The organism is Archangium sp., assembly GCF_036389735.1.
GTDB lineage: Bacteria > Myxococcota > Myxococcia > Myxococcales > Myxococcaceae > Archangium.
This window is the reverse complement of the sequence record NZ_DASVWK010000366.1, coordinates 1-24,450: the sequence shown is the minus strand read 5'-3', so window position 1 is coordinate 24,450 and position 24,450 is coordinate 1. Positions and strand designations below refer to the sequence as shown.

At 68.8% G+C, this 24,450-nt stretch carries 22 protein-coding genes and 1 tRNA gene; 10 read left to right on the top strand and 13 right to left on the bottom strand.

Annotated features, from left to right (window positions below; genetic code table 11):
* The 3 genes from VF794_RS12895 to VF794_RS12885 form a co-directional block, all read right to left on the bottom strand.
* Positions 1 to 736 (bottom strand): pitrilysin family protein (locus VF794_RS12895; RefSeq protein ID WP_331110168.1); only part of this gene is annotated, 736 nt, incomplete at its 3' end.
* Entirely contained in the window at positions 733 to 2,118 is a 1,386-nt protein-coding gene (locus VF794_RS12890; protein ID WP_331110166.1) for a pitrilysin family protein, read from the bottom strand. The genes VF794_RS12890 and VF794_RS12895, both read right to left, overlap by 4 nt.
* A 74-nt stretch (positions 2,119 to 2,192) precedes the next feature.
* A complete protein-coding gene (locus VF794_RS12885; RefSeq protein ID WP_331110164.1) occupies positions 2,193 to 3,845 on the bottom strand; it encodes a bifunctional 3-(3-hydroxy-phenyl)propionate/3-hydroxycinnamic acid hydroxylase in 1,653 nt (550 codons plus the stop codon).
* Positions 3,846 to 4,209: 364 nt separating this feature from the next.
* Here VF794_RS12885 and VF794_RS12880 point away from each other — a divergent pair, with 364 nt between their 5' ends.
* Positions 4,210 to 4,659 (top strand): hypothetical protein, encoded by a 450-nt coding sequence (locus VF794_RS12880; RefSeq protein WP_331110162.1) that lies wholly within the window; start codon positions 4,210 to 4,212, stop codon positions 4,657 to 4,659.
* 118 nt (positions 4,660 to 4,777) lie between these two features.
* Here the strand turns inward: VF794_RS12880 and VF794_RS12875 are convergent, their stop codons facing one another.
* Together VF794_RS12875 and VF794_RS12870 are read right to left on the bottom strand one after the other, a co-directional pair.
* The gene (locus VF794_RS12875) at positions 4,778 to 5,926 is read right to left on the bottom strand and encodes a hypothetical protein (RefSeq protein WP_331110160.1); all 1,149 of its coding nucleotides are present in this window, start codon (positions 5,924 to 5,926) and stop codon (positions 4,778 to 4,780) included.
* Positions 5,927 to 6,138: 212 nt separating this feature from the next.
* Positions 6,139 to 7,302, bottom strand: a complete 1,164-nt coding sequence (locus VF794_RS12870; RefSeq protein WP_331110158.1) for a hypothetical protein — start codon at positions 7,300 to 7,302, stop codon at positions 6,139 to 6,141.
* Positions 7,303 to 7,406: 104 nt separating this feature from the next.
* On the opposite strand from VF794_RS12870, the gene dpdA reads away from it, so the two are divergent.
* From dpdA to VF794_RS12850, 4 genes are all read left to right on the top strand, one after another.
* Positions 7,407 to 8,681: a tRNA-guanine transglycosylase DpdA gene (dpdA, locus tag VF794_RS12865; protein WP_331110156.1), complete on the top strand. Its 1,275-nt coding sequence runs from the start codon at positions 7,407 to 7,409 to the stop codon at positions 8,679 to 8,681.
* A gap of 16 nt (positions 8,682 to 8,697) precedes the next feature.
* Positions 8,698 to 9,852, top strand: coding sequence for a DGQHR domain-containing protein DpdB (gene dbpB / locus VF794_RS12860; RefSeq protein ID WP_331110154.1), 1,155 nt, complete (start codon positions 8,698 to 8,700; stop codon positions 9,850 to 9,852).
* A gap of 131 nt (positions 9,853 to 9,983) precedes the next feature.
* Entirely contained in the window at positions 9,984 to 10,658 is a 675-nt protein-coding gene (locus tag VF794_RS12855) for a hypothetical protein (RefSeq protein ID WP_331110152.1), read from the top strand.
* A gap of 2 nt (positions 10,659 to 10,660) precedes the next feature.
* On the top strand, positions 10,661 to 11,134 hold the full coding sequence (locus VF794_RS12850; protein WP_331110150.1) for an SMI1/KNR4 family protein: 474 nt from the start codon (positions 10,661 to 10,663) through the stop codon (positions 11,132 to 11,134).
* Positions 11,135 to 11,206: 72 nt separating this feature from the next.
* Here the strand turns inward: VF794_RS12850 and VF794_RS12845 are convergent.
* Positions 11,207 to 11,279, bottom strand: a tRNA-Phe gene (locus VF794_RS12845).
* 197 nt (positions 11,280 to 11,476) lie between these two features.
* On the opposite strand from VF794_RS12845, the gene nhaR reads away from it, so the two are divergent.
* Positions 11,477 to 12,373: a transcriptional activator NhaR gene (nhaR, locus tag VF794_RS12840; protein WP_331110148.1), complete on the top strand. Its 897-nt coding sequence runs from the start codon at positions 11,477 to 11,479 to the stop codon at positions 12,371 to 12,373.
* 8 nt (positions 12,374 to 12,381) lie between these two features.
* On the opposite strand, the gene queC is transcribed toward nhaR, so the two are convergent.
* From queC to VF794_RS12820, 4 genes are all read right to left on the bottom strand, one after another.
* Positions 12,382 to 13,116 (bottom strand): 7-cyano-7-deazaguanine synthase QueC, encoded by a 735-nt coding sequence (gene queC, locus VF794_RS12835; protein ID WP_331110147.1) that lies wholly within the window; start codon positions 13,114 to 13,116, stop codon positions 12,382 to 12,384.
* Between the two features lie 9 nt (positions 13,117 to 13,125).
* The gene (locus VF794_RS12830; protein WP_331110145.1) at positions 13,126 to 14,736 is read right to left on the bottom strand and encodes an amidohydrolase; all 1,611 of its coding nucleotides are present in this window, start codon (positions 14,734 to 14,736) and stop codon (positions 13,126 to 13,128) included.
* Between the two features lie 187 nt (positions 14,737 to 14,923).
* Positions 14,924 to 15,118 (bottom strand): hypothetical protein, encoded by a 195-nt coding sequence (locus VF794_RS12825; RefSeq protein WP_331110143.1) that lies wholly within the window; start codon positions 15,116 to 15,118, stop codon positions 14,924 to 14,926.
* Positions 15,119 to 15,237: 119 nt separating this feature from the next.
* Positions 15,238 to 16,110: a cyanophycinase gene (locus tag VF794_RS12820; RefSeq protein ID WP_331110141.1), complete on the bottom strand. Its 873-nt coding sequence runs from the start codon at positions 16,108 to 16,110 to the stop codon at positions 15,238 to 15,240.
* A 160-nt stretch (positions 16,111 to 16,270) separates the two neighbouring features.
* Here VF794_RS12820 and VF794_RS12815 point away from each other — a divergent pair, with 160 nt between their 5' ends.
* The gene (locus VF794_RS12815) at positions 16,271 to 17,614 is read left to right on the top strand and encodes an NfeD family protein (RefSeq protein ID WP_331110139.1); all 1,344 of its coding nucleotides are present in this window, start codon (positions 16,271 to 16,273) and stop codon (positions 17,612 to 17,614) included.
* A complete protein-coding gene (locus VF794_RS12810; RefSeq protein WP_331110137.1) occupies positions 17,611 to 18,369 on the top strand; it encodes a slipin family protein in 759 nt (252 codons plus the stop codon). The genes VF794_RS12815 and VF794_RS12810 overlap by 4 nt, the downstream gene beginning before the upstream one ends.
* A gap of 9 nt (positions 18,370 to 18,378) precedes the next feature.
* Here the strand turns inward: VF794_RS12810 and VF794_RS12805 are convergent, their stop codons facing one another.
* Positions 18,379 to 18,876 carry a DUF2721 domain-containing protein gene (locus VF794_RS12805; protein ID WP_331110135.1) on the bottom strand — a complete coding sequence of 166 codons (498 nt, stop codon included), beginning with the start codon at positions 18,874 to 18,876 and terminating at the stop codon, positions 18,379 to 18,381.
* 141 nt (positions 18,877 to 19,017) lie between these two features.
* Here VF794_RS12805 and VF794_RS12800 point away from each other — a divergent pair, with 141 nt between their 5' ends.
* Complete coding sequence (locus tag VF794_RS12800) at positions 19,018 to 19,506, top strand: helix-turn-helix domain-containing protein (protein WP_331110133.1); 489 nt, start codon at positions 19,018 to 19,020, stop codon at positions 19,504 to 19,506.
* 4 nt (positions 19,507 to 19,510) lie between these two features.
* Positions 19,511 to 22,165, top strand: coding sequence for a VIT domain-containing protein (locus tag VF794_RS12795; RefSeq protein ID WP_331110131.1), 2,655 nt, complete (start codon positions 19,511 to 19,513; stop codon positions 22,163 to 22,165).
* Between the two features lie 32 nt (positions 22,166 to 22,197).
* Here the strand turns inward: VF794_RS12795 and VF794_RS12790 are convergent, their stop codons facing one another.
* Together VF794_RS12790 and VF794_RS12785 are read right to left on the bottom strand one after the other, a co-directional pair.
* A complete protein-coding gene (locus tag VF794_RS12790; RefSeq protein WP_331110129.1) occupies positions 22,198 to 23,208 on the bottom strand; it encodes an NADP-dependent oxidoreductase in 1,011 nt (336 codons plus the stop codon).
* A gap of 49 nt (positions 23,209 to 23,257) precedes the next feature.
* On the bottom strand, positions 23,258 to 24,450 hold a 1,193-nt coding region (locus VF794_RS12785; RefSeq protein WP_331110127.1), incomplete at its 5' end, for an Ig-like domain-containing protein.

The following is a 24,450-nucleotide window of genomic DNA, read 5'->3' as shown; positions in this document are numbered from 1 at the left end:
TCGCGAGCTTCTTCGCGTCGAAGTCGCCCACCACCGAGAGGATGAGCCGGTCTCCACCGAGCTGCGCCTTGGCGTACGCCAGCACGTCCTCGCGCTTGAGGGTGGCGAGCGAGGCCTCGCTGCCGCTCACCGGGCGCCCGTAGGGGTGGGTGCCGAAGTGGAAGGCCTGGAAGTAGGTGCCGATGACGCCGCGCAGGTCGCCGTCCTTCTCGGCGGCGATCTCCGACACCATGCGCTCGCGCGTCTTGTCCAGCTCGGCCTGCTCGAAGCGGGGCCGCCGCAGCAGGTCCGAGAGCAGCTCCACCATGAGCGCGGTGTCGCGCGCCATGAACTGGCCGTCGATGTTGAGCGCCTCGCGGCCGGAGGCCACCGCGAGCATGCCGCCCACGCTGTCCACCGCCTCGGCGAACTGCTGTGCATCACGCGCACCGGCGCCCTTCTGGAGCAGCTCGGCGGTGAGCGCGGCCAGGCCCTCCTTGCCCTCCGGGTCCCCGAGCGCCCCACCGCGCACCCGAGCGCTGAAGGACACCAGGGGCACCTCGCGCTTCTCCACCAGGAGCAGCTTCGCGCCGTTCTTCAGCTCCAGCACCGTGGCCTTGGGCAGTGTCACCGCGTCCTGCACCGCGGCCTGCTTCACCGGCGGAGCCTCCGGGCGCTGTGCCTTCGTTCCTTGAGCCCCCGCCGTGGAGGCCACCAGCAGCGCCGCGAGCGCCGCCCTTCCCGTGAACGCCATCATCGCGCCGCCTCCTTCGCTTCGTCCCCGGCTTCGGGCACCAGCACGCCCACCGTGCGGTTGTTCTTCGAGAACACCTTCGCGGCCACCTTCTGGAGCTGCTCGCGCGTCACCGCCTCGTACTGGGCGGGGGCGTCGAAGAGCTTGCGCCAGTCACCGTGGAACACCTCGTAGGTGCCGAGCGCCTGCGCCCGACCGCTGTTGGTCTCCAGGTGGCGCCAGAAGTTCGCCACGACGATGTTCTTCGCCTTGCGCAGCTCGGCGTCGGTGACGCCGCCGGACACCACCTTCGCCAGCTCCTCGTCGAGCAGCGACTCGACCTTGCCCAGGTCCCCCCCGGGCGGCAGGTCCACCACCAGCCAGGTGAGGGACGGATCGAACCCCGCGCCGCGCATGCCCGACACGTTGATGGCCACCTGCGTGTCCTCCACCAGCCGCCGGTGCAGCCGCGAGGAGTCTCCGTCCGTGAGGATGCGCACCAGCAAGTCGAGCGCGGGCGCCTCCGCGTCGCTGGCCTTGAGGCCGTGGAAGGCCATCTGGAGCAGCGGGGCCTGCGCGAGCTTGCGCACCACCACCCGGCGCTCGCCCTGCTGCGGCGGCTCCAGGGTGCGCACCGGCTCGGGCGCGGGCTGGGCGGGAATCGGCTCGAGGTACTTCGCCGCGAGCGAGAACACCTCCTCGGGCTTCACCGCGCCCACCACCAGGAGGGTGGCGTTGTTGGGCGCGTAGTAGGTGCGGAAGTAGCGCTCCAGGTCCTCCTGCTTCCAGCCCTCGATGTCCGAGGGCCAGCCGATGACGGGAATCTGGTAGGGGTGCGCCACGAAGGCGGTGGCCTGCACCTGCTCCATCAGCAGGCCGGTGTTGTCGTTGTCCACGCTGGAGCGGCGCTCCGAGTAGACGACGCCGCGCTCGCTCTCCACCACCTTGGGGTCGATGGCGAGGTGCTGCAGCCGGTCCGCCTCCAGCTCGAAGATGAGTTCCAGCGTCGAGCGCGGGAACCAGTCCTGGTACACGGTGACGTCCTCGGAGGTGTAGGCGTTGTTGCTGCCGCCGTGGGCCTCCATGACGCGATCGAACTCACCGGGGCCGTACTTCTTCGCGCCGTTGAACATCATGTGCTCGAAGAAGTGGGACAGGCCGGTGATGCCGGGCCGCTCGTTGCGGCTGCCCACGCGGAACCAGTTGTAGAGCGCGACGCTCGGGTTGTCCGGGTCCGACCAGACGATGACCTTCAACCCGTTCTTCAGCGTCTTCGTCTGGACGTCGGCGCCGGGCTTGGGCGCCGCGGTGGCGACCGTCTCGGCCTTCGCGGACCGCGCCTGGGCACATGCGGCCGTCCCCGCCAGCAGTACCAACCCCGTGACGAGCAACTTCTGTCTGAGCATCCGCTCTCCCTTGGCTCGAAGGCCCCACCCAACGGGTGGGGCGACTGGATATTCCCCGACGGCTCGACCCTTGTTCAGCCCATCGACGAGTTGAGTACGGAGCCGGGCTCGAAGGCGGCCGGCGCTCCCCCGCGCAGGGGCCCGTGGACCCACCCGCGCAGCGTCGCCGAGAGCCCCGCGAGGTGCGAGCCCCGCACCGCGCCGAAGATGTAGCGGTCCGGACGGAGGACGGCGATGTCCGCGCGGTGCTCGCGGAACCACGCGTCGAGCTTGCCCTCGACGTCCACCACTTCGCCGGGCTGGGCCTGACCGGAGCCCGGCGGGAGGATGCGCACGCAGCGCGCGCCGATGCTGTCGGCGAGCGCCTGGGCGCCCCGGACCGAGGCCTCGCGGGTGTCGGAGTGGACGAGCACCGCGAAGCCGGAGCCCAGCAGCTCGTCGAGCCGCACCACGCCGCCGCCTGGAGCGCCCACGCGGGGCTGCGGGAAGTAGGACCCCTCGGGGGACTGGCGATGGCTGCGGGAGCCGCCCAGCATGAAGCCGCGGGTGATGAGGGGGCGGGGCTTGAACTCGAGGTTGCGGATGAAGCGCTGCACACGCGGGACGCGGTCGAGGGCGCGGAAGACGCGGTCGCGCAGGAACGCGACCGAGCGGCTGCCGGTGAGGACGATGCGGCCCATGTTCACGCTGGCCTCGAGCATGGCCTCGGCATGGGGGCGGCGTTCCTGCTCGTAGGTGTCGAGGAGCGGCTCGTCGGCATGGCCTTGGAGGACAGAGGCCAGCTTCCAGGAGAGGTTGGCGGCATCGCGCAAGCCGGAACAGAGCCCCTGGCCGAGGAAGGGGGGCATGAGGTGGGCGGCATCGCCGAGGAGGAAGAGCCGCCCGTCGCGCCAGCGCGAGGCCACGCGACGGTTGAAGATGTAGGTGGCGGCGCGGAGGATGGTGACGCGGTCGGGGTCCACGAAGGGCGAGATGAACTCGCGGATGCGCTCGGGCCGGACCATGTCCTCGGGCCGCTCGTCCTCGCGGATCATGCACTCGATGCGCAGCTCGTTGCCGGCGCAGCGGGTGACGAAGACGTGGCGATGGGGGTCGCACACCATGCGGCACAGGGGCGGCGGCGTGTCGTTCAGGAGGAGGGAGATGGCGACCATGCCCTCGTCATAGGTGGCGCCGACCATGTCGATGCCGGCGAGCTGGCGCAGGGTGCTGCGACCGCCGTCACAGGCCAGCAGGTAGCGGGCGCGGATGGTGCGCTCGGAGCCGTCGCGGGTATCGCGAACGGAGACGGAGATGCCCTGGGCGTCCTGGGAGTAGCCTTCGACGTGCTGGCCGGTCCGCAGCTTGACCTGGGGGAAGCGCGAGAGCCCCTGACGCAGCACGCGCTCCAGGTAGGGCTGGTTGAAGAAGCGGAGGGCCGAGTAGCCGTACCCGAAGTCCGTGCCCTCGATGACGAGGCGGGCGAAGAGCTCGCCCGTGGCCCCAACGAGCTCCACCTCGGGGCAGGTGTACATGTGGGCATCGAGGACGTCGGCGAGACCGACGGCCTGGTAGATGCGCATGGCCTCGTCGTCACAGGTGATCGCGCGGGGCTGGCTGTGGTGGGTGAGCTCGCGTTCGAGGACGAGCGTGCGCACTCCGTACAGACCCAGGAGGTTGGCCGTCAGCGCGCCCACGGGGCCGCAGCCGGAGATGAGCACGTCCGTGTCTTCCACCAGTGGCGTCATGGAACTCCCTGCCTCGATACCCCAGGGGTGGGGCCCTGGCGGGGGGAATCTACCGGATGGAGGGCGTCCCACCACGTCCCTTGTCACGGGACGACCCGGCCGGGGCACGGACGAGGAGTTCTCCACCCACACTGGGGGTGCGACTAGACGATCCCGAGCCCCGACTCCTCCATGCGCGGGAGAAGGTCACGTCGGCGTGCGTTCTTCTCAAGGTGTGGAAGTGGGCTGGAGAGGAAAAACGATGGAAATTCCAGGCTACGTGCCGACCGCGCTCGTCCACCATTCTCAGTCCCAAAGGTGTTCTTCCAGATTGCTCTCCCGAACTGCGCTAGCGAGGTGCGACATGCTCAAACCACATCGAGTCATGCTGGCCGTCTTGCTGATGGCCTCGACGATGAGTTCCCGAGTCCACGCCGCCGAGCCAGGCCAGGGCATCACGATTCCACTCCCCTTCGCCGAGCCAGGCCAGGGCATCACGATTCCATTCCCCTTCGCCGTGGACTCAGTCCGCTGGCCAGAGGAAGTACGCCCGCTGGCGATCTTGGATGGGCCCGCCATCCTCGCCGCCCATGCCGCGCTCCAGCAGGTTCTCACGCGCGTCCCGAAGGAATATGCCGGAACGTGTGCCTACTCCGCCAAGGCCATGGACGTGGTGATCGGCCAGGAGGCGGGCCTGTACTTCGTCCGGATCAACCCGCGCGCGGACAGGTGCGGAGTGGTGCTCCCGAGCGGTGCCATCGGATTCGATTGGTTCGAGTTGTATGCGGTGTCGCCAGAAGGAAAAGTCCTGGCGCGTTACCCGCACTGGCCGTAGCCGCCGGCTGTCGTCCGCCCTGCCTCGTCAGTAGACCCGCCCACGCGGAGGGTGCGCCCCCCTCTCCCCGCTGGGAGGGGGATGGGGGTAAGGGTCTCCGCTCCGCCAGGACCGAGGGTCAGACCGTCCCGAGGCCGGCCTCATTCATCCGCCGCATGAGGCCCTGCCTGCGCGCATTCCGCTCCCGGAGGTCCGCGAACCTTCGCTGGAAGTCGGCGAGGGTGCCCAGGTGCTGGGCGAGGTCCCGCAGGTCGACGAGGAGCTGAACACCCCGCGAATGGTCGGTGGACCTCCGGGTGGCGAAGAGGGACTCCACCTCGCGCCAGACCTCTCCTTCACGCGCCGCGAGCGCCTCGAGCTCGCGGGCCCGCGCCCGTGCCGCCTGCTTCGCCTGACTTCGCGAGCGCTCGGATTTGAGCACCTCGGCCTCGGTCCGGAGATGCCCCACCGTGCGCCGGGCGTCGGCGGCCCGAGAGCCACGCTCACGGGGTCGGGACTCCAGGAAACGGTGGAGCAGCTCCGCGCCAAGCAGGGGCTCCGGGCCCTGGATGACGCGCAGGAGGAGGGAATCCTTCTCCTTGGCCGGTAGGGAGGAGAGCCAGTCCGCCAGGGCCTGCTTCGGGACGGCGTCGGAGGCCCGGGCGGGGCTGGCCTTCGCGGCGGCGGCGACCAGGTCTCGGGGCACGAAGAGGAACTCGGCGAGAGCCCGCAGGGCCGGGGAGGACTCGCCCAGACCGGGCGGCACGGGAGGCTCCACGTCGTCGTCCTCTTCCTCATCTTCGTAGCCCCCCTCGTCCTCCTCGGTCCGAGGCGTGCCAGCGAGCCACCCGATGTAGAGGGCGCGCAGATCGCCCGCGAGCAGTTCCGTGCGCAGGGGCAGCAGGGAGGCGAGCCACCCCTCACCTTCCGTCCACTCCGCTTCATCCTCCATGTCGACGTAGAACTTCAGGATGACGTGGTCCCCCTTGGTGCGCAGGGAGAGGGACTTCTCGCGCAGGTAGGGCTGAGCGAGGGCGGGATCGAACAACCGGCGCGGCAGGCGGAATTGGAGTTCGCGAGTGCCCCAGTTGGCCACGTAGACGAAGACATCGAAGTACCGCTCCATCAAGCGGTCCGGGTCGCCCTTGAAGGCCCCATAGTTGTAGACATTGACGAAGCGGGACGAGGTGATGTCCGCGCGAGAGGAGAGCTGGCGCAGCGCGCCCTGCTCGGCGGAGGTGAGCGCCCGGTCCACGGCCTGGAACTCGTAATACTGGTACGTGCTCATGGGCACTGGAGCATGGGCCCAGCGAGGTGACTTGAAAAGTCTGTCTCCCGGCTGGACGTCTGCCGTCGTACAGACCGCATGGGTCGTGTGCTGACAGGAGACCGCGAGCGTTGACCTCCTGGATCCGGAGCAGCGCCCTGGCCTTGAGGTGCTATAACTGGTTCGAGCTGTATGCGGTGTCGCCTGCCTCGTGGTGAGACAGGTGGTCGCAATCAGCGCCAGGTTGCCAGTCTGCCCACGTGGTCCGAATCAAATGCCCATATGTCGGCAGCAGCCTCGTAATCGGCGGCACCTCTCCCCGCGCTCTTGTGAATAGGGGTCGAGAGTAGACCGGCATGCCACAACGCCTGTTTGAACTTGAAGACAACCGATGGGTTGAAGTCCACGCCCTTGAAGTGCTCTGCCTTGAGGTGCTTTTCCTCTCCTCGAGACGGGTCTGACAGAAGGAGCGTACTGGCAAGCAGTAGATCCAAGTGACGGGCAGCGAGAAAGAGTTCCGGCGTCGAGAGAGGCTTCGTCACGGTCCGAAGGGTATCTACGATCAACCGCACGGTTGCTTGGCGGAGCAGCACCACCCTGGCCACGGCCGCTACAGCCGGTGCGGACTCCACGAGCCGACGCCGCTTGTCAATGGGGCGCGTGGGTGGGAAGCCAGCAGAGGAGAGAAGATCGGCGGTGGTCAGTCCCTCCAAGGTGAGCCTTCCTCCCATATCGAGCAGCCCCAGCGCCATGGCTCCATCAAGGGCATGCTTTCGCGAACTGGCACTCCTGAGGTCTGGCCAGTGCTGCTCCATTGCCCGCAGTACACCGACCTGGGGAAAACTCACCGCAAGCCAGGGCACAACGAGGTAGTTCAACGGGTGGTTGAGTTGGAGGCGACGCACCGCTGGGACCCCATGCAACGCCGCCGCTACGCTGTCCGCCGTCCACGGCAATGGGAGGGGGTCATCTGGACGTAGCACTTCGTTCCAACGATTGTCGTCCCGCAGTAACAGGCCAACACCGTTGCGACTTGCCAACGCTTTCAGCTCCTGATTCGCCGCACGGCCCGGAAACGCGAGATAGGCGTAGTGAACTCCCCGGCGATATTGAGAGGCTTGGCCCACTCCACCGTTCGACGCCGCTCCTGAAGCCTTCACCTCGAACCCGATGATGGCCGAACGGTCTGGTCGAGCCAGCGTGCAGAGCATATCGGGATAGGCACCACCAATGGGAATGCGCGCCGTAGGCTCCAGACGCTGGATGAATCTTGAATGCGTGTACGCGGGATGAGCATCAACCAGGACATTCCCCACGCGATAGCCCTGGAGTCCCTGCTCAAGCAGATGCGTCTTTAGCGAATCGACGACCTCTGCTTCTGAAATCTCGCGCGCCATGCGGAGAATGATAGGGCATCCGGCGAAGGAGCTGCTGGGTCCTTGACTTCCGAAGCATCCGACGTTTTGAGGTGTGCGTCCCTGAACAACTGGTAGACCCTCTCGTGAAGTTCTTCCTGCCCGACAGCCAAGATTTCGTCGATCCCACCTTTGACTTCGAGCGCGAGCGTCGGTCGGTGAGCCGCCAGCGCCAGCGTGACGACCTCTACGCCCACGAGGTCTTCACCGCCCCCGCCTTCGATGGCCTCCTGGTCTCCAAGGGCATCGTCGATGGTTTCGGCACGCTCGGCAGTCGTTATACGCTGGCCCAGCGGCACCGACTCCAGCGGCTCGGTGCGCCTCGGTTCTTCCGTGTGGACCGCGCCCCCAACCCGCTCACGATCATGGGCGACTGTGGCGCCTTCACCTACGTCCACGAGGAGGAGCCGCCCTACTCCATCGACGAGGTGCTCGAGTTCTACGAGGGCAGCCGCTTCGACTACGGCGTGTCGCTCGACCACATCATCCTCGACTACCTCCCCTCGGCGGACGAGCCCGGCGCCAGCAAGGACGCCGTCCCGGAGCCCATCCGGAGGAGGCAGGAGCTCACCTTGGAGCTCGCCAAGGACTTCCTTCGGGAACACAAGGCGGGCCGCTATTCCTTCGAGCCCCTGGGGGTCGCCCAGGGATGGAGCCCGAAGTCCTATGCCGCGTCCGTCAAGGCGCTGCAGAAGATGGGCTACGACTACATCGCCCTCGGCGGCATGGTGCCCCTCAAGTCACCGGAGATCCGCGCGTGCCTCGCGGAGATCGACAAGGTGCGCAGCCCCGGAACACGGCTGCACCTGCTGGGCGTGTCGCGCACCGAGCACCTCCCGGAGTTCTCCCGCCTGGGCATCGCCTCCATCGACAGCACCTCGCCGCTGCGGCAGGCCTTCAAGGACGACCGCGACAACTATTACGCGGACGACTACAAGTACACGGCGCTCCGCATCCCGCAGGTCGAGGGAAACCCCAAGCTGCGACGCGCCATCTCCTCCGGGAAGGTGTCCCAGGAGCACGCGCGCCGCCTGGAGCAGGCGAGCCTGGAGGCCATGAGGCTCTTCGAGGAGGGCCGGCGCACGTCTGGCCAGGTCGTGGAAGTGCTGCTGGAGTACGAGCGCCTCTACGACAAGGACACGAAGAAGGACCACGCCGCCGCCTACGTGAAGACCCTGACCGATGCTCCGTGGCGCCGTTGCCCCTGCGAGGTGTGCAAGACGCTGAAGCACCACGTCATCCTCTTCCGCGGCGCGGAGCGCAACCGGAGGCGTGGCTTCCACAACATCTGGACCTTCTACCGCCAGCTCCAGGGACTCGGGCTGGACACGCGCCTCCCTCGGGCTCGGGCCCGTGGTTGATGCAAGGAAACGAGACATGAAGAACGAGCTGAGGCTTCCTGCCGTCGAAGTGCGCCAGTCCCCAGGGAGGAAGCTCTACTCCTTCGCGGTGGACGGGAAGCTCGTCCACCGCTTCGCCACCATCTCGCGCGTGAGCCGCACGGAGGAGGGTGGCCTGCACGGCTACCAACGGCCCGAGGTGCTCTCCCACATCGAGGAGATCCGCAACTACCTCGAGAGCCCCTCGCCAATGGTTCCCAACGCCATTGTGCTGGCCTTCGACTCGCGCGTGCGCTTCGAGCCGGTGAAGGGCGCCTCCCCCTCGGACTACGCGCACCCGGGCTTCATCGTCATCCCCATGGAGGAGAACCTCCCCGACGAGCGCAAGCCGGGCTTCATCGTGGACGGCCAGCAGCGCCTGGCGGCCATCCGCGAGGCCACCATCGAGCGCTTCCCCGTCTGCGTGACGGCGTTCATCACCAATGACGTCAGCCAGCAGACGGAGCAGTTCATCCTCGTCAACTCGACCAAGCCCCTGCCCAAGGGCCTCATCTACGAGCTGCTCCCCAAGACGACCGCCCAGCTGCCGTCACTCCTCAACCGCCGCCGGCTCCCGGCCCAAATCCTGGAGCGGCTCAACCTGGACATCAGCTCGCCCCTGCGCGGGATGATCCACACCGCGACCAATCCGACGGGCCTCATCAAGGACAACTCCATCCTCAAGATGCTCGAGAACAGCTTGAGCGATGGCGCGCTCTACAAGTTCAGGCGCGCGGGAAGCCTGGAAGCTGACGTCGAGCCCATCCTGGAGTTGCTGCGCAACTACTGGATGGCGGTCGCCAGGGTCTTCGCGGCGGGCTGGGCCCTTCCGCCCAAGAAGTCGCGGCTCATGCATGGTGCCGGAATCGTCAGCATGGGGTTCATCATGGACGCCATCACCGATCGCCTCCATGACACGCACATTCCCACTGCCATGCAGTACGAGGCCGATCTCCAGCCCCTCAAGGAGATCTGCCACTGGACCGCCGGCTACTGGGACTTCGGAGGTGGGCAGCAGCGCAAGTGGAACGAGTTGCAGAACACGTCCAAGGACATCGAGCTGCTCGCCAACTACCTCATCGGTCAGTACAAGAGCCGGGTGTGGAACCGGCCGGCGAAGGCAGTTAAGGCCGTGCGCGCCGCGCGGCGCTGAGCCATCAGTCGAAGCGTTCAAGCTGACAGCTCGCGTCCCCTATTTGGGCGAGCACCAGGAGCTGTCAGCATCCCTTGGTAATCATTGGGATTGCCTACCCATCAGGGTGGCCCTCACCAAGGGAAATCCCCATGAAGCAGGTCCGGACGGCGGTGCTGTTGGCGCTCCTCACCGGATGCGCGACATCCCAGGGCACGGACGGGTCCGGAACGGGCGGTTCAGGCCCTTCACGCTCGCCACCAGGAGTCCAACCCGCGACGAAGAAGGAACTGCCCTGGCTGAACGTGCCAGGCGGGCGGATGAAGACGACCCTCTACTACGGTCCCTGGCAGTGCCGCCGGGAGTTCATGAGCCAGTGCCAGCTCGAGTGCGCCCAGCAGGGCTACCCCCTCATGGGCTGCATGTGGCTGGCCGATATCAAGCTGGACTGGGTGGGAAGCCTTGTCCTGTTGCCCGTCCCCGTCGAGGCCGGTAGCCGCTACGGCATCTATCACTGCTGCTGCAACTACCCCGAGCTGCCACCCGCGGAAAATGCTGTTCGCCGCAAGGAGTGGGAGAAGTTTCGAGAGTCCTATCGGGAGGGGTGGAGCGAGAAGTTCGGGAAGTGGCCCGAGGAGGGTGAAGTGTCCTGGCCGGGGCACCACATCCGGGACCTCAAACGCGGGGGCAACCCGGTAGACCCCAACAACGTCTTCCCCGCGAAGCCGAGCGTCCACGATATCTACAACAGAGCCTACCCTGCCTGTTACGGTGGTCAGTCGCCCTGGAATACAGTGGGACCCGACCTACCCTACACGAGCAACTGACGATGCCCACCCCGATGAGCAGCCTGCTCGACGAGGTCTCCCGCGATCACTTCCCCCGTCCCCCGGCCACCCCCGAGGAGATCGAGGAGTTCGAGCGGCGGGTAGGCTGGAAGCTGGATCCCGACCTCCATGCCTTCTACCTGCACTGCAACGGGGCGGAGCTGATCAAGCGGCTGCCCAACACCCCCTACCGCGTTCTTCCCCTGTCGAAGATCGTCCGGGCTCGGGTGGCCATCTACGGCGAGGATGACGACCAGTGGGGACCGGCCTCGGTGTACGCCCTCTGCGATGTGCAAGACGGCAACTACGTACTGGTGGACGTGGCCCGCCAGGAGAATGACCGTTACCCCCTCGTTGACGGCTACCATGAGGCATGGCCCGATCCGAAATACTGCGGGCCAGTCGCCAACTCCTTCGCGGAGTTTCTGGAGCAGGTGCTTCGCACCCGGCGCAACCTCTACTGGCTGGGGGAATGAGTTCTCCCCATCGTGGGCAAGAAAAAGGGCGTCAGACCGAAGCCTGACGCCCTGAAATCTCTTGGAACTCTGTGCCCAAGGGCGGAATCGAACCACCGACACGGGGATTTTCAGTCCCCTGCTCTACCAACTGAGCTACTTGGGCGTTGCCGCACTGCTCAACCGCGAGAAGCAGGGCCGATTTACGAAGACTTCGCCCTTCCGTCAAGCTGGTTCTTCAACTCCCTTTCTCTTCCTCTCCTTCCTCCTCCTCGCTCGCACGCCCGGCCTCCCTCCCTCCTTCCGGCCACGCACTGTCCGTGCGCTTCCGTTAAATCCCCGCCTGTCTCCCTGGAGTCTCTCGTGAGCTGGCTCAACTACCACCACCTCCTCTACTTCTGGACCGTCGCCCGCGCCGGCTCCATCGCCAAGGCCAGCCAGGAACTCCACCTCGCCCAGCCCACCATCAGCGCCCAGCTCAAGCTCCTCGAGGAGTCGCTCGGCCACAAGCTCTTCGAGCGACAGGGCCGCCGCCTCGTCCTCACCGACGTCGGCCGCACCGTCCTACGCTACGCCGAGGACATCTTCCGTCTGGGCAACGAGCTCAAGAACGTCGTCAACGGCATCCCCTCCGGCCAGCAGCTCCGCCTCGCCGTCGGCGTCACCGACGTCATCCCCAAGCTCGTCGCCGAGCGGCTCATCCAGCCCGCCTTCGACACCTCCCCCGACATCCGTATCACCTGCCGCGAAGGGCCCCTTCCCCAGCTCCTCGCCTCCCTCGCCCTTCACGAGCTCGATGTCGTCCTCGCCGACGCCCCCTCCTCCGAGCCCGTCAGCATCCGCGCCTTCAACCACCTGCTCGGCAAGTGCGGTGTCTCCTTCTTCGGCGCCCCCAGGCTCGCCCACCTCACCCGCGGCTTCCCCCGCTCCCTCGACGGCGCCCCCCTCCTCCTCCCTTCGGAAACCTCCTCCGTCCGCCGCTCGCTCGAACTCTGGTTCGAGGCCCAGCACGTCCACCCCGTCATCGTCGGCGACTTCGATGACAGCGCCCTGCTGAAAGCCTTCGGTCACCGCGGCCACGGCGTCTTCGCCGCCCCCTCCGTCATCGAGGACGAGGTGTGCCGTCAGTTCGACGTCTCCATCATCGGGCGCACCGAGGACATCGAGACGTGTTTCTACGCCATCTCCGTCGAGCGGCGGCTCCGGCACCCGTCCGTCGTCGCCATCGCGGAGACGGCTCGCTCACGGTTGTTCGGGTAGGGGGGCGTTCACGCCTTCCGCGCGGAGACGTACGCGGCCCATCCCCTGGCGCGCAGCTCGCACGCGGGGCACGTGCCACAGCCGTAACCCCACTCGTGCAGCACGTCGCGCTGCCCCAGGTAACAGGTGTGGGTCTCCGTCCGGATCAAGTCCACCAACGGCTGCCCACCCAGGGACTCGGAGAGCTTCCAGGTCCGGGCCTTGTCGATCCACATCAGTGGGGTCTCGATGACGAAGCGCTGGTCCATCCCGAGATTGAGCGCCACCTGGAGGGCCTTGAGGGTGTCATCCCGGCAGTCCGGGTAGCCGGAGTAGTCCGTCTCGCACATCCCGCCCACGAGCACCTTGAGGCCACGCCGGTAGGCCACGGCGGCGGCGAAGGTGAGGAACATCAGGTTGCGCCCGGGCACGAAGGTGTTGGGCAGTTGGTTCGCGTTCAGCTCGATCGTCCTGGCCTGGGTCAGGGCGGTCTCACTGATCTGCCCGAGCACCTTCAGGTCGATCATGTGGTCCTCGCCCAGCTTCGCTCCCCATTCGGGAAACCGGGCCCGAAGCGCCGCCGCGACGCGGGTGCGGCAGTCGAGCTCGACCACGTGACGCTGGCCGTAGTCGAAGCTGATCGTCTCGACCCGGTCGAAATGCTCGAGGGCCCAGGCGAGGCACGTCGTGGAGTCCTGGCCACCCGAGAAGAGCACCAGGGCGGAAGACGAGGCGGGGGGAGTCGTCGGAACGTGGAGGGTCATAGCGGCACGCTAGAGAGCCGTCGGAAGTGTTGTGGAATGTAGGTGGACCTCCCGGCCCGCGACCACCGTGGCCACCACCGTCGCGTCCACCAGCGCCTTCGCCTCGTCCGACACCGGGTCCACCGACAGTACCGTGAAGTCCGCGTCCATCCCCTCCGCCAGCCGACCCCTCCGCTCCTCCGCGAAGGACGCCCACGCCGGCCCCACCGTGAAGCCCTCCAGCGCCTCCTGCCCCGTCAGCCGCTCCCGTGGCAGCCAGCCCCCCTCGGGTCTTCCCGCCGCGTCCTGCCTCGTCCTCGCCGCGTAGAGGCCCGCCAGTACATCCGGGTTCTCGATGGGGAAGTCGCTCCCCAGCGCCAGCACCGCCCCCGCCTCCTTCAGGCTCCTCCACGCGTACGAGCCCTTCAGCCGCTCCACCCCCAGCCTCGTCTCCGCCCACCCCATGTCGCTCGTCGCGTGCGTCGGCTGCACGCTCGCCACCAGCCCCGCCGCTCCCAGCTTCTCGATGTCCTCGGGCCTGAGGATCTGCGCGTGCTCCACCCGGTGCCGCAGCGCCTTCGTCCCCGTCGCCGCCCCCGCTCGAATCAGCGTGTCCACCACCAGCGTGTTCGCCCGGTCTCCAATCGCGTGGATGCACACCTGGAAGCCCCGCTGCATGAAGGCCAGGGCCCTCGCCTCCAGCTCCTCCGGCTCCATCAGCAGCAGCCCCGTCTCCCCCGGCGCGTCGCTGTAGGCCTCGTGCAGCGCCGCCCCTCGCGAGCCCAGCGCCCCGTCCAGCAGGAACTTCACCGACTTCATCTCCAGCATCCGCCCGCCGTACGTCCCCAGCTCCAGGTACGTGTGCCGCTCCTCCCCCTGCCCGTCCGCCATCGCGTACACCCGCACCGGCAGCCGCCCCGCCATGTCCCACGTCTGCAGCAGCCGGAACGTGCGCAGGTCCATCCCCGCGTCGTGCACCCCCGTCAGCCCCACCCGCGCGCACCGCTCCAGCGCCGCCGACAGGCGCGCCTCCAGTTGCTCGTCCGTCGGCGGGGACACCACCTTCGCCACCACGTCCATCGCGTTGTCCACCAGCACGCCCGTCGGCTCGCCCTTCGCGTCCCGCAGGATGCGGCCTCCCGCCGGGTCCGGCGTCTCGCGGGTGATGCCCGCCCGCCGCAGCGCCTCGCCGTTCACCCACGCCGCGTGGTGGTCCACCCGCGTCAGGTACACCGGGGTCCTCGGAAACCGTGCGTCCAGCTCGGCTCGCCCGGGGAAGCCCTGGCCCGGCCACCCGTTCTGGTCCCACCCCTTCCCAATCAACCAGTCGCCCTGGAAGCTCGTGGACGGCGCGTCCGCCAGTCGCTGGATGACTTCGTCCACCGAGCCCGCTCCCTCCAGCCTCGCCACCGTCAGGCTCCGGCCCAGGCCCGCCAGGTGCGCGTGCGCGTCCACCAGCCCCGGCACCACCACCGCGCTCCCGAAGTCCACCACCCGCGCGCCCTCGCCCGCCGCCTCCAGCACTTCCGCCTTCGTCCCCACCGCCAGCACCCGACCCCGCCTCACCGCCAGCGCCTCCGCCTCCGGCTTCCCCGCGTCCAGCGTCCGGATCCGGCGTGCCACGTAGACTGTCGTCTCCACTCGCGCTCCCTCGGGCGCCCTCCGGGCGCACCCCTGCCCCAGTGCCAGCACCAGCGTCACCAGGACGACTCGTGCCGCACTCAGGGCCCATGTTCCTTGGATGTGTTGGACCGTCCGTCCCTTCATCGGCGCGCCACTGTGCGCCAGCCGATGGTCCTTGTCACCGGGCGAGGGAGGGGGCGGGGCGCTACGGCATCGTTCCCGAGTCCGGCGCCGTCAGCGGCTCCCCCGTCCCCGGTGGCTCGTTCGGCACCGTCTGGATTTCCTCCCGCTGCGCCGGAGCTTCGATCGGCTCCCGGTTCTCCGTCCCCGGGGGCTGTGTCGTCCGGCAGGCCAGGAAGCCCACGAGCACTCCCACCGCGATGAGCACCGCACGCCGCATACGCATTCCTCCGTCTGGGTCCGAAGCGTCCCGCCCACCGTAGGAAGGCCCCTCCTCCTCCGCAATGCGCTCCGCTCCGCTCCGTCCTCCACCGGATGCACGCTCCCGGCTGGAGCCTCTCAGGGCAGGACGGCCCGCTGGGGGAGATTGAAACGCTGGCCCTCGACCAGCGCGTGCTGCACCAGTCCCGAGACCGACAGCCGGTTGTCCTTCGTCCGCACCACCCGCGCCCGCATGGCGTCATAGAGCACCACCCACCCCTCCCCCAGCACCTCGAGCGTCCCGTCCGGCTTCACCCACGCCGCCGTCGCCTCGTCGATGCCCACGCCCAGCAGCTCCGGGTTCTCCAACACCAGGCTCTCCAGCCGCCCCTGCCGCTTCCTCGCCACGAAGTGCGAGTCGACAATCGTCCCCGGCAGCAGCCCGATGCCTCGCGTGGTGACGATGTTCGACGCGCGCAGCACCGTCTCGTCGCCCTCCCCCACGAACATCATGTCGCTCTGGCACGCCGCTCCCGCGCTCGTGCCTGCCACCACCCCGCCCCGCCCCATCAGCTCCCGAATGGCCTCCAGCAGCGGCGTGTCCACCAGCCGCTGGGAGATCCGGTTCTGGTCCCCTCCCCCGAAGAAGACTCCACCCGCGCGACGCACCGCCTCGAGGACCTCGGGCTTCAGTGCGTCCCGGCGCTCGTCGATGTGCACCACCCGCACGTCCTTCGCCCCGGCCACCACGAGCTGCGCCTTCAGCTCCTCTCCCGTGGGGCGGCTCTTGTCACTCGCCAGGGGGAACACCACCACCGGCTTCTCTCCGCCTCCCGCCAGCGTCACGAAGTGCCTCAGCACCTCCGGGGGCTTGAAGCCTCCGCCGATCAACAGCAGGTGGCCGACGCGCACCTCGTTCCGGGCCTCGAGGGGCGGCACCGCGAGGGGCAGGTTCCGGGAAGACTCCGACCCGGAGGCCGGGCGCGCCACCACCACGTTCGTCTGGCTCATCGTCTCCATCTGGCATTCGGGAGGACGTTGTGTAGCACAGGCGACCTCTCGGCTCTCGGAGGCGTACACGGCTGGACGGATGCCCTCCAGGGTGGGCGCCATCCGACTCGTGGAGGGCTATTGGTTCGCGCCAGGTCGCGGGTCGGAACACGGGGACGGGATGATGGGTGCGCTCGGGCGTTCAGCGGTGGTGCTCCTCGCGCTGGGCGTCTTCCTGCTCGGCCAGGCGGACGGGCGAGCGGAGTCCTCGTCGCCTCCCGTCGTCTCCCGCTGTGTCCTCGACGGCATGGTGGATGCCGGCTCCAGCGCCTACCTCGTCGACTGTGTCCGTCGCGCCCAGGAGGCCGGGCATCACGCGTTGCTCATCCGGCTCGACACGCCCGGCGGAGAGCTCGAGTCCACCCGGGACATCGTCCGCGCCTTCCTCGGCTCCCAAGTCCCCGTGCTGGTGTGGGTGGGGCCTTCCGGTGCTCGGGCTGGCAGTGCTGGCGTCTTCATCACCCTCGCCTCCCACCTGGCTTCCATGGCCCCCGGCACCAACATCGGCGCCGCCCACCCCGTCGTCGGGCTCTCCGGGCAGGACCCCGAGCAGGCCGGCGGCAAGGAGATGGCTCGTAAAATCGAGAACGACGCCGTCGCCTTCGTCGAGGCCATCGCCAGACAGCGTGGCCGCAACGTCGAGTGGGCCATCAGCGCCGTCCGCCAGAGCGAGAGCGTCCCCGCCGAGAAGGCCCTCGCGCTCCACGTCATCGAGCACGTCGCCCCCACCCAGGAGGCCTTCCTCGAATGGGCGAACGGTCGCTCCGTCACCGTCGCCGACACGCCCATCACCCTGCGCACCGCCCAGGCCCAGCTCGTGGACCTGGAGCCCTCGTTCTCCCAGCGCGTCCTCCACGTCCTCGCCCAGCCCTCCGTCGTCTACCTGCTCTTCATGCTCGCCGGCCTCGGCATCGCCCTGGAGGTCACCCACCCCGGCCTCTTCGCCCCCGGCCTCATCGGCGTGGTGTGTCTGGTGCTCGCCCTGCTCGCCTCCGCGGCACTGCCCGTTCGCACCGGCGCCATCGTCCTGCTGCTCCTCGGCGTCTCGCTCCTCGTCGCCGAGCTCTTCGTCACCAGTGGACTGCTCGGCGCCGCTGGCCTGCTGCTCCTCGTGCTCGGCGGCGTGTTCCTCGTGGATCGCTTCGACGCGGGCTGGTTCGTCGACAAGCCCCTCCACCTCTCGCTGAGCACGGTGCTGCCCACCGCCCTCTTCGTCGCCGGAGCCTCCGTCTTCCTCGCCTTCCGAGCCGCACAGGCCCGCCGCATGCCTCAACAGGCCGGAGACGCGGGCCTCGTGGGCGAGCAGGGCCACGTGCTGGAAACCGTCTCGCCCTCCGGTGGCGCGGTCTTCGTCCACGGCGAGCGCTGGGCCGCCGTCTCTTCCCTCCCCATCCCCTCCGGCGCCCACGTGGTGGTGCGCCGCGTGGAGGGGCTCACCCTCTTCGTCGATGAGGTGCGGTCATGAACGAAGTCTTCGTCGGTGCCCTCGGGCTCCTCATTCCCCTGGGCATCCTCGTGCTCGCTTTCATCTCCGGCGTGCGCATCATCAACGAGTACCAGAATGGTGTCGTCTTCCGGCTCGGCCGCTTCGTGGGCATCAAGCGCGCCGGCTTCCGGTGGCTCATCCCCCTCGTCGAGCGCATGGTCATCATCGACATGCGCACCGTCGCCCGCGACGTGCCCCCGCAGGACGTCATCACCAAGGACAACGTCAGCGTGAAGGTGAACGCCGTCGTCTACTTCCGCGTCATCCACGCCGACAAGGCCGTGCTCCAGGTGGAGGACTTCCTCTACGCCACCAGCCAGCTCGCGCAGACCACCCTGCGCGCCATCCTCGGGCAGGTGGAGTTGGATCAACTCCTCTCCGAGCGCGACCGCGTCAACCGCGAGATTCAGAAGGTGCTCGATGCCCACACCGACCCGTGGGGCATCAAGGTCTCCAACGTCGAGGTGAAGCACATCGACCTGCCGGTGGAGATGCAGCGCGCCATCGCCCGTCAGGCCGAGGCCGAGCGCGAGCGGCGCGCGAAGATCATCGCCGCGGAGGGTGAGCACCAGGCCGCCGAGAAGCTCTCCCTCGCCGCCGAGGTGCTCAACCGCAACCCCATTACCCTCCAGCTGCGCTACCTCCAGACGCTGGTGGAGATAACGGGGGGAGGCAACCAGACCATCATCCCCATCCCCCTGGACCTGATGCGCTCCCTCGGCGTGCTGAAGTAGGCGTCCCCGTCAGTCCCGCGCCTCTCCGGTCGGCGCGGGCAGCCGGGTGTCCATGAACATCTCACGCTTTTCCAGGGCGATGGCGTCCCGGCCGAGCCGCAGCGACGCCAGCGCGAACACCGCGATGCAGCCCAGCAGCACCACGCCCACCGAGAAGGCCACCACCGGCAGCACCTCCGGTACCGAGAAGCGCCGCTGCGTCAGGTAGAGCAGCGACGTCATCACGAAGGAGATGAGGGCGCCGTAGGCCATCCCCAGCGCCCGCGCCAGCAGCAGGTGCCGCCGGTCCAGGATGGCCACCTCCGCCCGCAGCACCTCGCGTCGCGGCTCCCCCTCCGGCAGCGAGCGCCACTCGCGCAGCATCTCCCTCATCCGCGACGTCATCCGGCCAATCTGGTTGTCCAGCCCCGTCGCCAGGATGCCGCACGCGGACACCATCACCGCGGGTGTCACCGCCGCGCCGATGACCCGGAGGGAGGAGAGGTCCACGCCGACTGTCGCGTCCATGGACCCTCTTCTGTCCCACCCGCCCCCTTCCGGTGCAAGCCTGGTCGCCTGCCCTCCTACATCCCGACAGTGCCTTCATGACAGTGAGAACTCATCAGTGACTTCTTGACACCAATACTGTCGGGTCTTACTGTCAGTCCCGTGAGCACGACGACACGCAAGGAGTGGAAGCTGGCGGAGCTGGCCCAGGAGGCGGGCGTGTCCCCGCGGACCGTGCGCTACTACGTCCAGCGCGGGCTGCTACCCGCCCCGCCCTTCAAGGGCCCGGACACCGTCTATGGGGAGGAGCACCTGCTGCGCCTCAAGGCCATCCGGGTCCTTCAGGCGAGGTTCCTCCCGCTCGATGCCATCCAGGTGGAGCTGGCGCGGCTGAGTCCCGAGGAGCTCCAGGCGCTCGCCGAGGCCGACCCCGCCGTCGAAGCCCCTGCTCCGGCCCCTTCCATGCCTCCCACCGCGGGGCCGGTGAAGACGAGCCCTCGGGCTGACACCTCGGAAGCTGGGGTGACAAGCTGGCGTCGGTGGGAGCTGGCACCGGGGCTGGAGCTGCACCTCGCCGACACGGCGGACGAGAAGACCCGGGCGCTCGCGGAACGTGTGCGCGCCCTCATCCAGGAGTCCCAGGAAAGGTAGAGCCATGGTGAACGAGAAGGCAGGGCTGTACACGAGCACTGGCGCGCAGGTTCCCCTTCAGGGCGTGGATGTGTCCGGAGAGCTGCTCGGTGGTCACGCCCGCGTGCGCGTCCGCCAGCGCTACCGCAACACCGAGTCCAAGCCCGTCGAGGCCGTCTACGTCTTCCCCCTCCCGTCGGATGCCACCCTCACCGCCTTCGCCATGGAGTGCGCCGGGCGGCGCGTGCAGGGCATCCTCAAGGAGCGCGAGGAGGCCTTCCGCACCTATGACGACGCGGTGACGTCCGGCCACGGCGCCGCGCTGCTCGACCAGGAGCGCCCCAACGTCTTCACCGCCCAGGTGGGCAACCTGCTGCCCGGCGAGGAAACGCTGGTGGACGTGGAGTTCCTCCAGGCCATCCAGGTGGAGGAGGGCTGCGTGCGCTGGGCCCTGCCCACCCTCGTCGCCCCGCGCTACATCCCCGGTACCTCCACTGGGGACCGTACCGCCCATGGCTCGGTCGACCCGACGAACCGCGTGCCCGACGCGGACCGCATCACCCCGCCCGTGGGCGACGCGCGCTACGGCCTCACGTTGGACCTGCTCCTCTCGCTCGGCCGCGAGGTGGTGGTGGAGAGCCCCTCGCACAAGCTGGACATCTCCCGCGCCGAGAACGGCACGCGCGTGAAGCTCTCCCAGTCCAGTGTCGCGCTGGACCGCGACCTCGTGCTCAGCATCCGCGGCCCGGACACCAGCACCCCGCTCACCACGCTCGTCACCCACCGCAAGGGCGAGGGCCCGGGCACCTTCGCCCTCACCGTGGTGCCGGACCTGCTCGGCATGGCGTCCGCGCCCAAGCGCCAGGAGGTGGTGTTCGTCGTGGACACCTCGGGCTCCATGGACGGCGAGAGCCTCCCCCAGGCCCAGGGCGCGCTCCGCCTGTGCCTGCGCCACCTGCGCGAGGGAGACCGCTTCAACATCATCGCCTTCGAGAACTCCTTCCATCTCTTCTCCCCGCAGCCGGTGACCTTCACCCAGCGGACGCTGGAGCAGGCCGACCGCTGGGTGGCCGGCCTCAACGCCAGCGGCGGCACCGAGCTGCTCCAGCCCATGGTGGCCGCGGTACAGGCCGCGCCGGATGGCGTGGTGGTGCTCCTCACCGACGGCCAGGTGGGCAACGAGTCGGAGATCCTCAATGCCGTGATGGGGGCGCGCAAGACGGCGCGCATCTACTCCTTCGGCATCGGCACCAACGTGAGTGACGTGCTGCTCAAGGACCTGGCCCGGCAGACGGGCGGCGCGGTGGAGTTCATCCACCCCGGCGAGCGCATCGACGACAAGGTGGTGGCCCAGTTCTCCCGCGCGCTCGCGCCCCGCGTCACCGGCATCGAGGTGCGCTTCGAGGGCGTGGAGGCCTCGGAGCTGGCCCCCGCCGAGTCGCCGCAGCTCGTGGACGGTACCCCGTGGAGCCTCTTCGGCCGCTACACCACGCCCGGCTCGGGCAAGGTGGTACTCAAGGGGAAGTCGGGCGCGGAGACCTTCTCGCTCTCCATCCCCATGAGCTTCCCCGCCGAGAGCGACCGGCCCGTGGTGGAGAAGCTGTGGGCCGCCGAGCGCATCCGTGGGTGGCAGGACGCCGCGCTCGTGGGCCGGCGTGCCCAGGCCCTCAAGGAGCGCATCGTCCAGCTCGCGCTCGCTCACGGCCTCGTCACGCAGTACACCTCCTTCGTCGTGGTGGAGGAGCGCACCGGTGAGCGCCGCGCCTCGGGCCAGCCGGAGACGCGCGTCGTCCCCGTCAACGCCCCCGCCGGCTGGGCCATGTTCGGCGCGGCCCAGGAGGAGGCCGAGGGCACCGCGATTCCCGCCTCCTCGGGTGGAGCGGCCCGGCGCGGCGGGGGCGCGGCGGCTCCGGGGGTTCCGGCGAAGAAGATGGCGGGCCTGTCGGCTCCTGGCGCGCCGCCTCCGAGCTTCAGCGCGCCGGTGGGCGCTCCCCGGCCCTCACCCGCTCGGGCGTCCGCGCCGCCTCCTCCGGCGCCCGCCCCGTCTCGCACCACCGCCTCCTTCGCGGCGATTCCGGCCGCGGCGGCCCCCAGCGATGGCGCTGACGCCTCCTCCCGCTCGTCCGAGAAGCGCAAGGAGAAGGGTGGCTTCTTCAGCCAGCTCTTCCAGGGCAAGGCGGAGGCATCCAAGTCCGTCGCGGAGATGGACTACGACGACGAGGCGTTGGGGGCGGCCCCGATGGAGGACCTGTCGGTGGCGGAGTCGATGCCCGAGCCCCTGGAGCACGAGCCCGCCGCCGACGGCGGCGTGGGACTGCTCGAGACGCAGCTCGCCAGCGGCCTGTGGGCGGGCACCGGCGCCGGCCCCGAGCCCGTGCGCCAGGCCCGCGCCACCGCGCTCGCCCTGCTGGAGCTGCTGCGCCAGGGCATCACCAGCAGCCACGCGATGCATGGCGCACAGGTGAAGAAGGCCGTGGACGCGCTGCTCGCGCTCGTGCCCCAGCTCGGCGGTGTGCCCGAGGTGGCCGAGCTCGCCCTCGGCGTGGCCTGGCTCGTGGCCGCCGGCCCGCGCACCCGCGGGCGCATCGCCCAGGCCGCCCAGCCGCTCGCCGGACTCAGCGCGCGGCTGGAGAACGAGGTGGCGCTCCGCCAGCACGTGGACACGCTGGCGGCGCGGTAGGCCTCAGCCGAGGCATTCCCCGGCGGTCGCCGTCACTCCCCGGCGACCTTGAGCACGAGCTTGCCCGTGTTCTCACCCTTGAAGAGCTTCAGCAGGGTGTCGGGGAACGTCTCCAGGCCCTCGACGATGTCCTCGCGGGACTTGAGCTTGCCGGCGGCCATCCAGCCGGCCATCTCGCGCGCCGCCTCGCCGTAGCGGGCGGCGTAGTCGAACACCACCATGCCCGTCATGCTCGCGCGGTTGACGAGCAGCGACAGGTAGTTGGCCGGGCCCTTCACCGGGCCCGTGTTGTTGTACTGGGAGATGGCTCCGCAGACGATGATGCGCGCCCGGAGCGCGAGCTGCGCGAGCACCGCGTCCAGGATGTCGCCGCCCACGTTGTCGAAGTAGATGTCCACGCCCTTGGGGCAGTGCGTGCGCAGCGCCTTCTTGACGTCCTCCGACTTGTAGTCGATGGCGGCGTCGAAGCCGAGCTCGTCCACGAGGTACCTGCACTTGTCGGCCCCCCCCGCGATGCCGATGACACGGCAGCCCTTCAGCTTCGCGATCTGCCCCACCACCGTGCCCACCGCACCGGCCGCGCCCGAGACGACGACGGTGTCCCCCTCCTTCGGCTTGCCGATGTCGAGCAGCCCGAAGTAGGCCGTCATCCCGGGCATGCCGAGGGTGCCGAGGTAGACGGGCAGCGCGGCGAACCCCGTGTCCACCTTGGTGACGCCCTTGCCGTTGGACAGGGCGTACTCCTGCACGCCGAAGGTGCCGGAGACGAAGTCGCCCACCGCGAAACCGGGGTGCTTGCTGGCGATGACCCTGCCCACGGCGCCGGCGCGCATGACCTCACCGATGCCCACGGGCGCGATATAGGACTTGCCCTCGTTCATCCACCCGCGCATGGCCGGGTCGAGCGAGAGGTAGAGCACCTTGACCAGCAGCTCGCCCTCCGCCGGCTCGCGGACGGGCTCCTCGGTGTAGCTCCAGTCCTCGCGCTTGGGCAGACCCACGGGGCGAGCGGCGAGACGGAACTGATGATTGGTGAGGTTCATGGGGCCCTCGTATGACGAGCACCCCATGAACGCAACGCCCACGCGGGCACTACTGCGCGACGAAGACGAGGTCGTCCACGTCCGTGTAGTAGCCACCCGAGCACGTGCCCGCGGAGCCGTTGTAGCGGAACACGCCGCGAACCACCGCGCGGCTGCTCCCCGCGGCCAGCGTGTACGTCTTGGAGAGCACGTGCGCGCCGGCGGCGATGGCGGGCATCGTGCCGAGGAAGGTCCAGCTCGGCGCGCTGGCATCGGGCGCGTAGTACAGGTCCAGGAAGTCGGAGCTGTAGCCGCCGAATGCCCACACCGTGGCGTCGATCTGGATCGTCTTCCCCACCGCGATGGCCGTGCCATCGAGCGTGGACACCTTCAACCGGTCCAGCGACTCGTCGGAGTGGTAGCCGCCGCCAGCCCCGTCAGTACAGGTGTCCACGGTGTTGGGCGCATTGGCCTCGGGCCCCAGGCCGGCCCGGCCGTTGAGCAGGGTGCCCGAGTCGCAGGAAGCGCCCGAGGAGGCGCACCGGGGCGCGCCCAGCACGGTGTCATAGGCCGCCGTCGTCACCGGAGCCTGGACGTTGTTGACCGCCACCTGCACCTGGGCGCTCTGTCCCACGTTGCCCGCCGCGTCGTACGCCCTGGCCATCAACGTATGGCCGCCATTGGAGACACCCGCCGTGTTCCAGGAGAGCGCGTAGGGAGCGGTCGTGTCGGTGCCCAGCAGGGTCGCCCCATCGAAGAACTCGACGCGGATGACGCCCCTGTTGTCACTCGCGGAGGCGGAGACGGTGGCGGTGCCACTCACCGTGCTTCCCGCGCTCGGCGCGGTGAGCGACACCGTGGGGGCCATCACGTCGGTGGCCACCGCGAAGACCAGGTCATCGTGGTCATCATAGCCACCCGAGCCGCACGGCATCGCGGAGCCTCCGTAGCGGAAGCGCCCGCGCACGGCCTGCACCGCGCCCGAGGGCAGCACGTAGGAGGCGTACAGCTTCCGGGCATTGGACCCCCCAGGCATCATCGTCGTGAGGTACGTCCACACCGGGTTGTTGGCATCGGCCGCGTAGTAGAGGTCCAGATAGTCCGACCGGTAGAGATACGTGGCCCACACGCTCACCTCGACGGTCACCTGCTTGCCGGGCTCGAACGGGCTCCCGTCGGCGGTGTAGACGCGGATGCGGTCGAGCGACTCGTCGTAGTGCAGGCCACCGGGCCCGTCCGCGCACGAGCCCTGGAGGGTGTTGG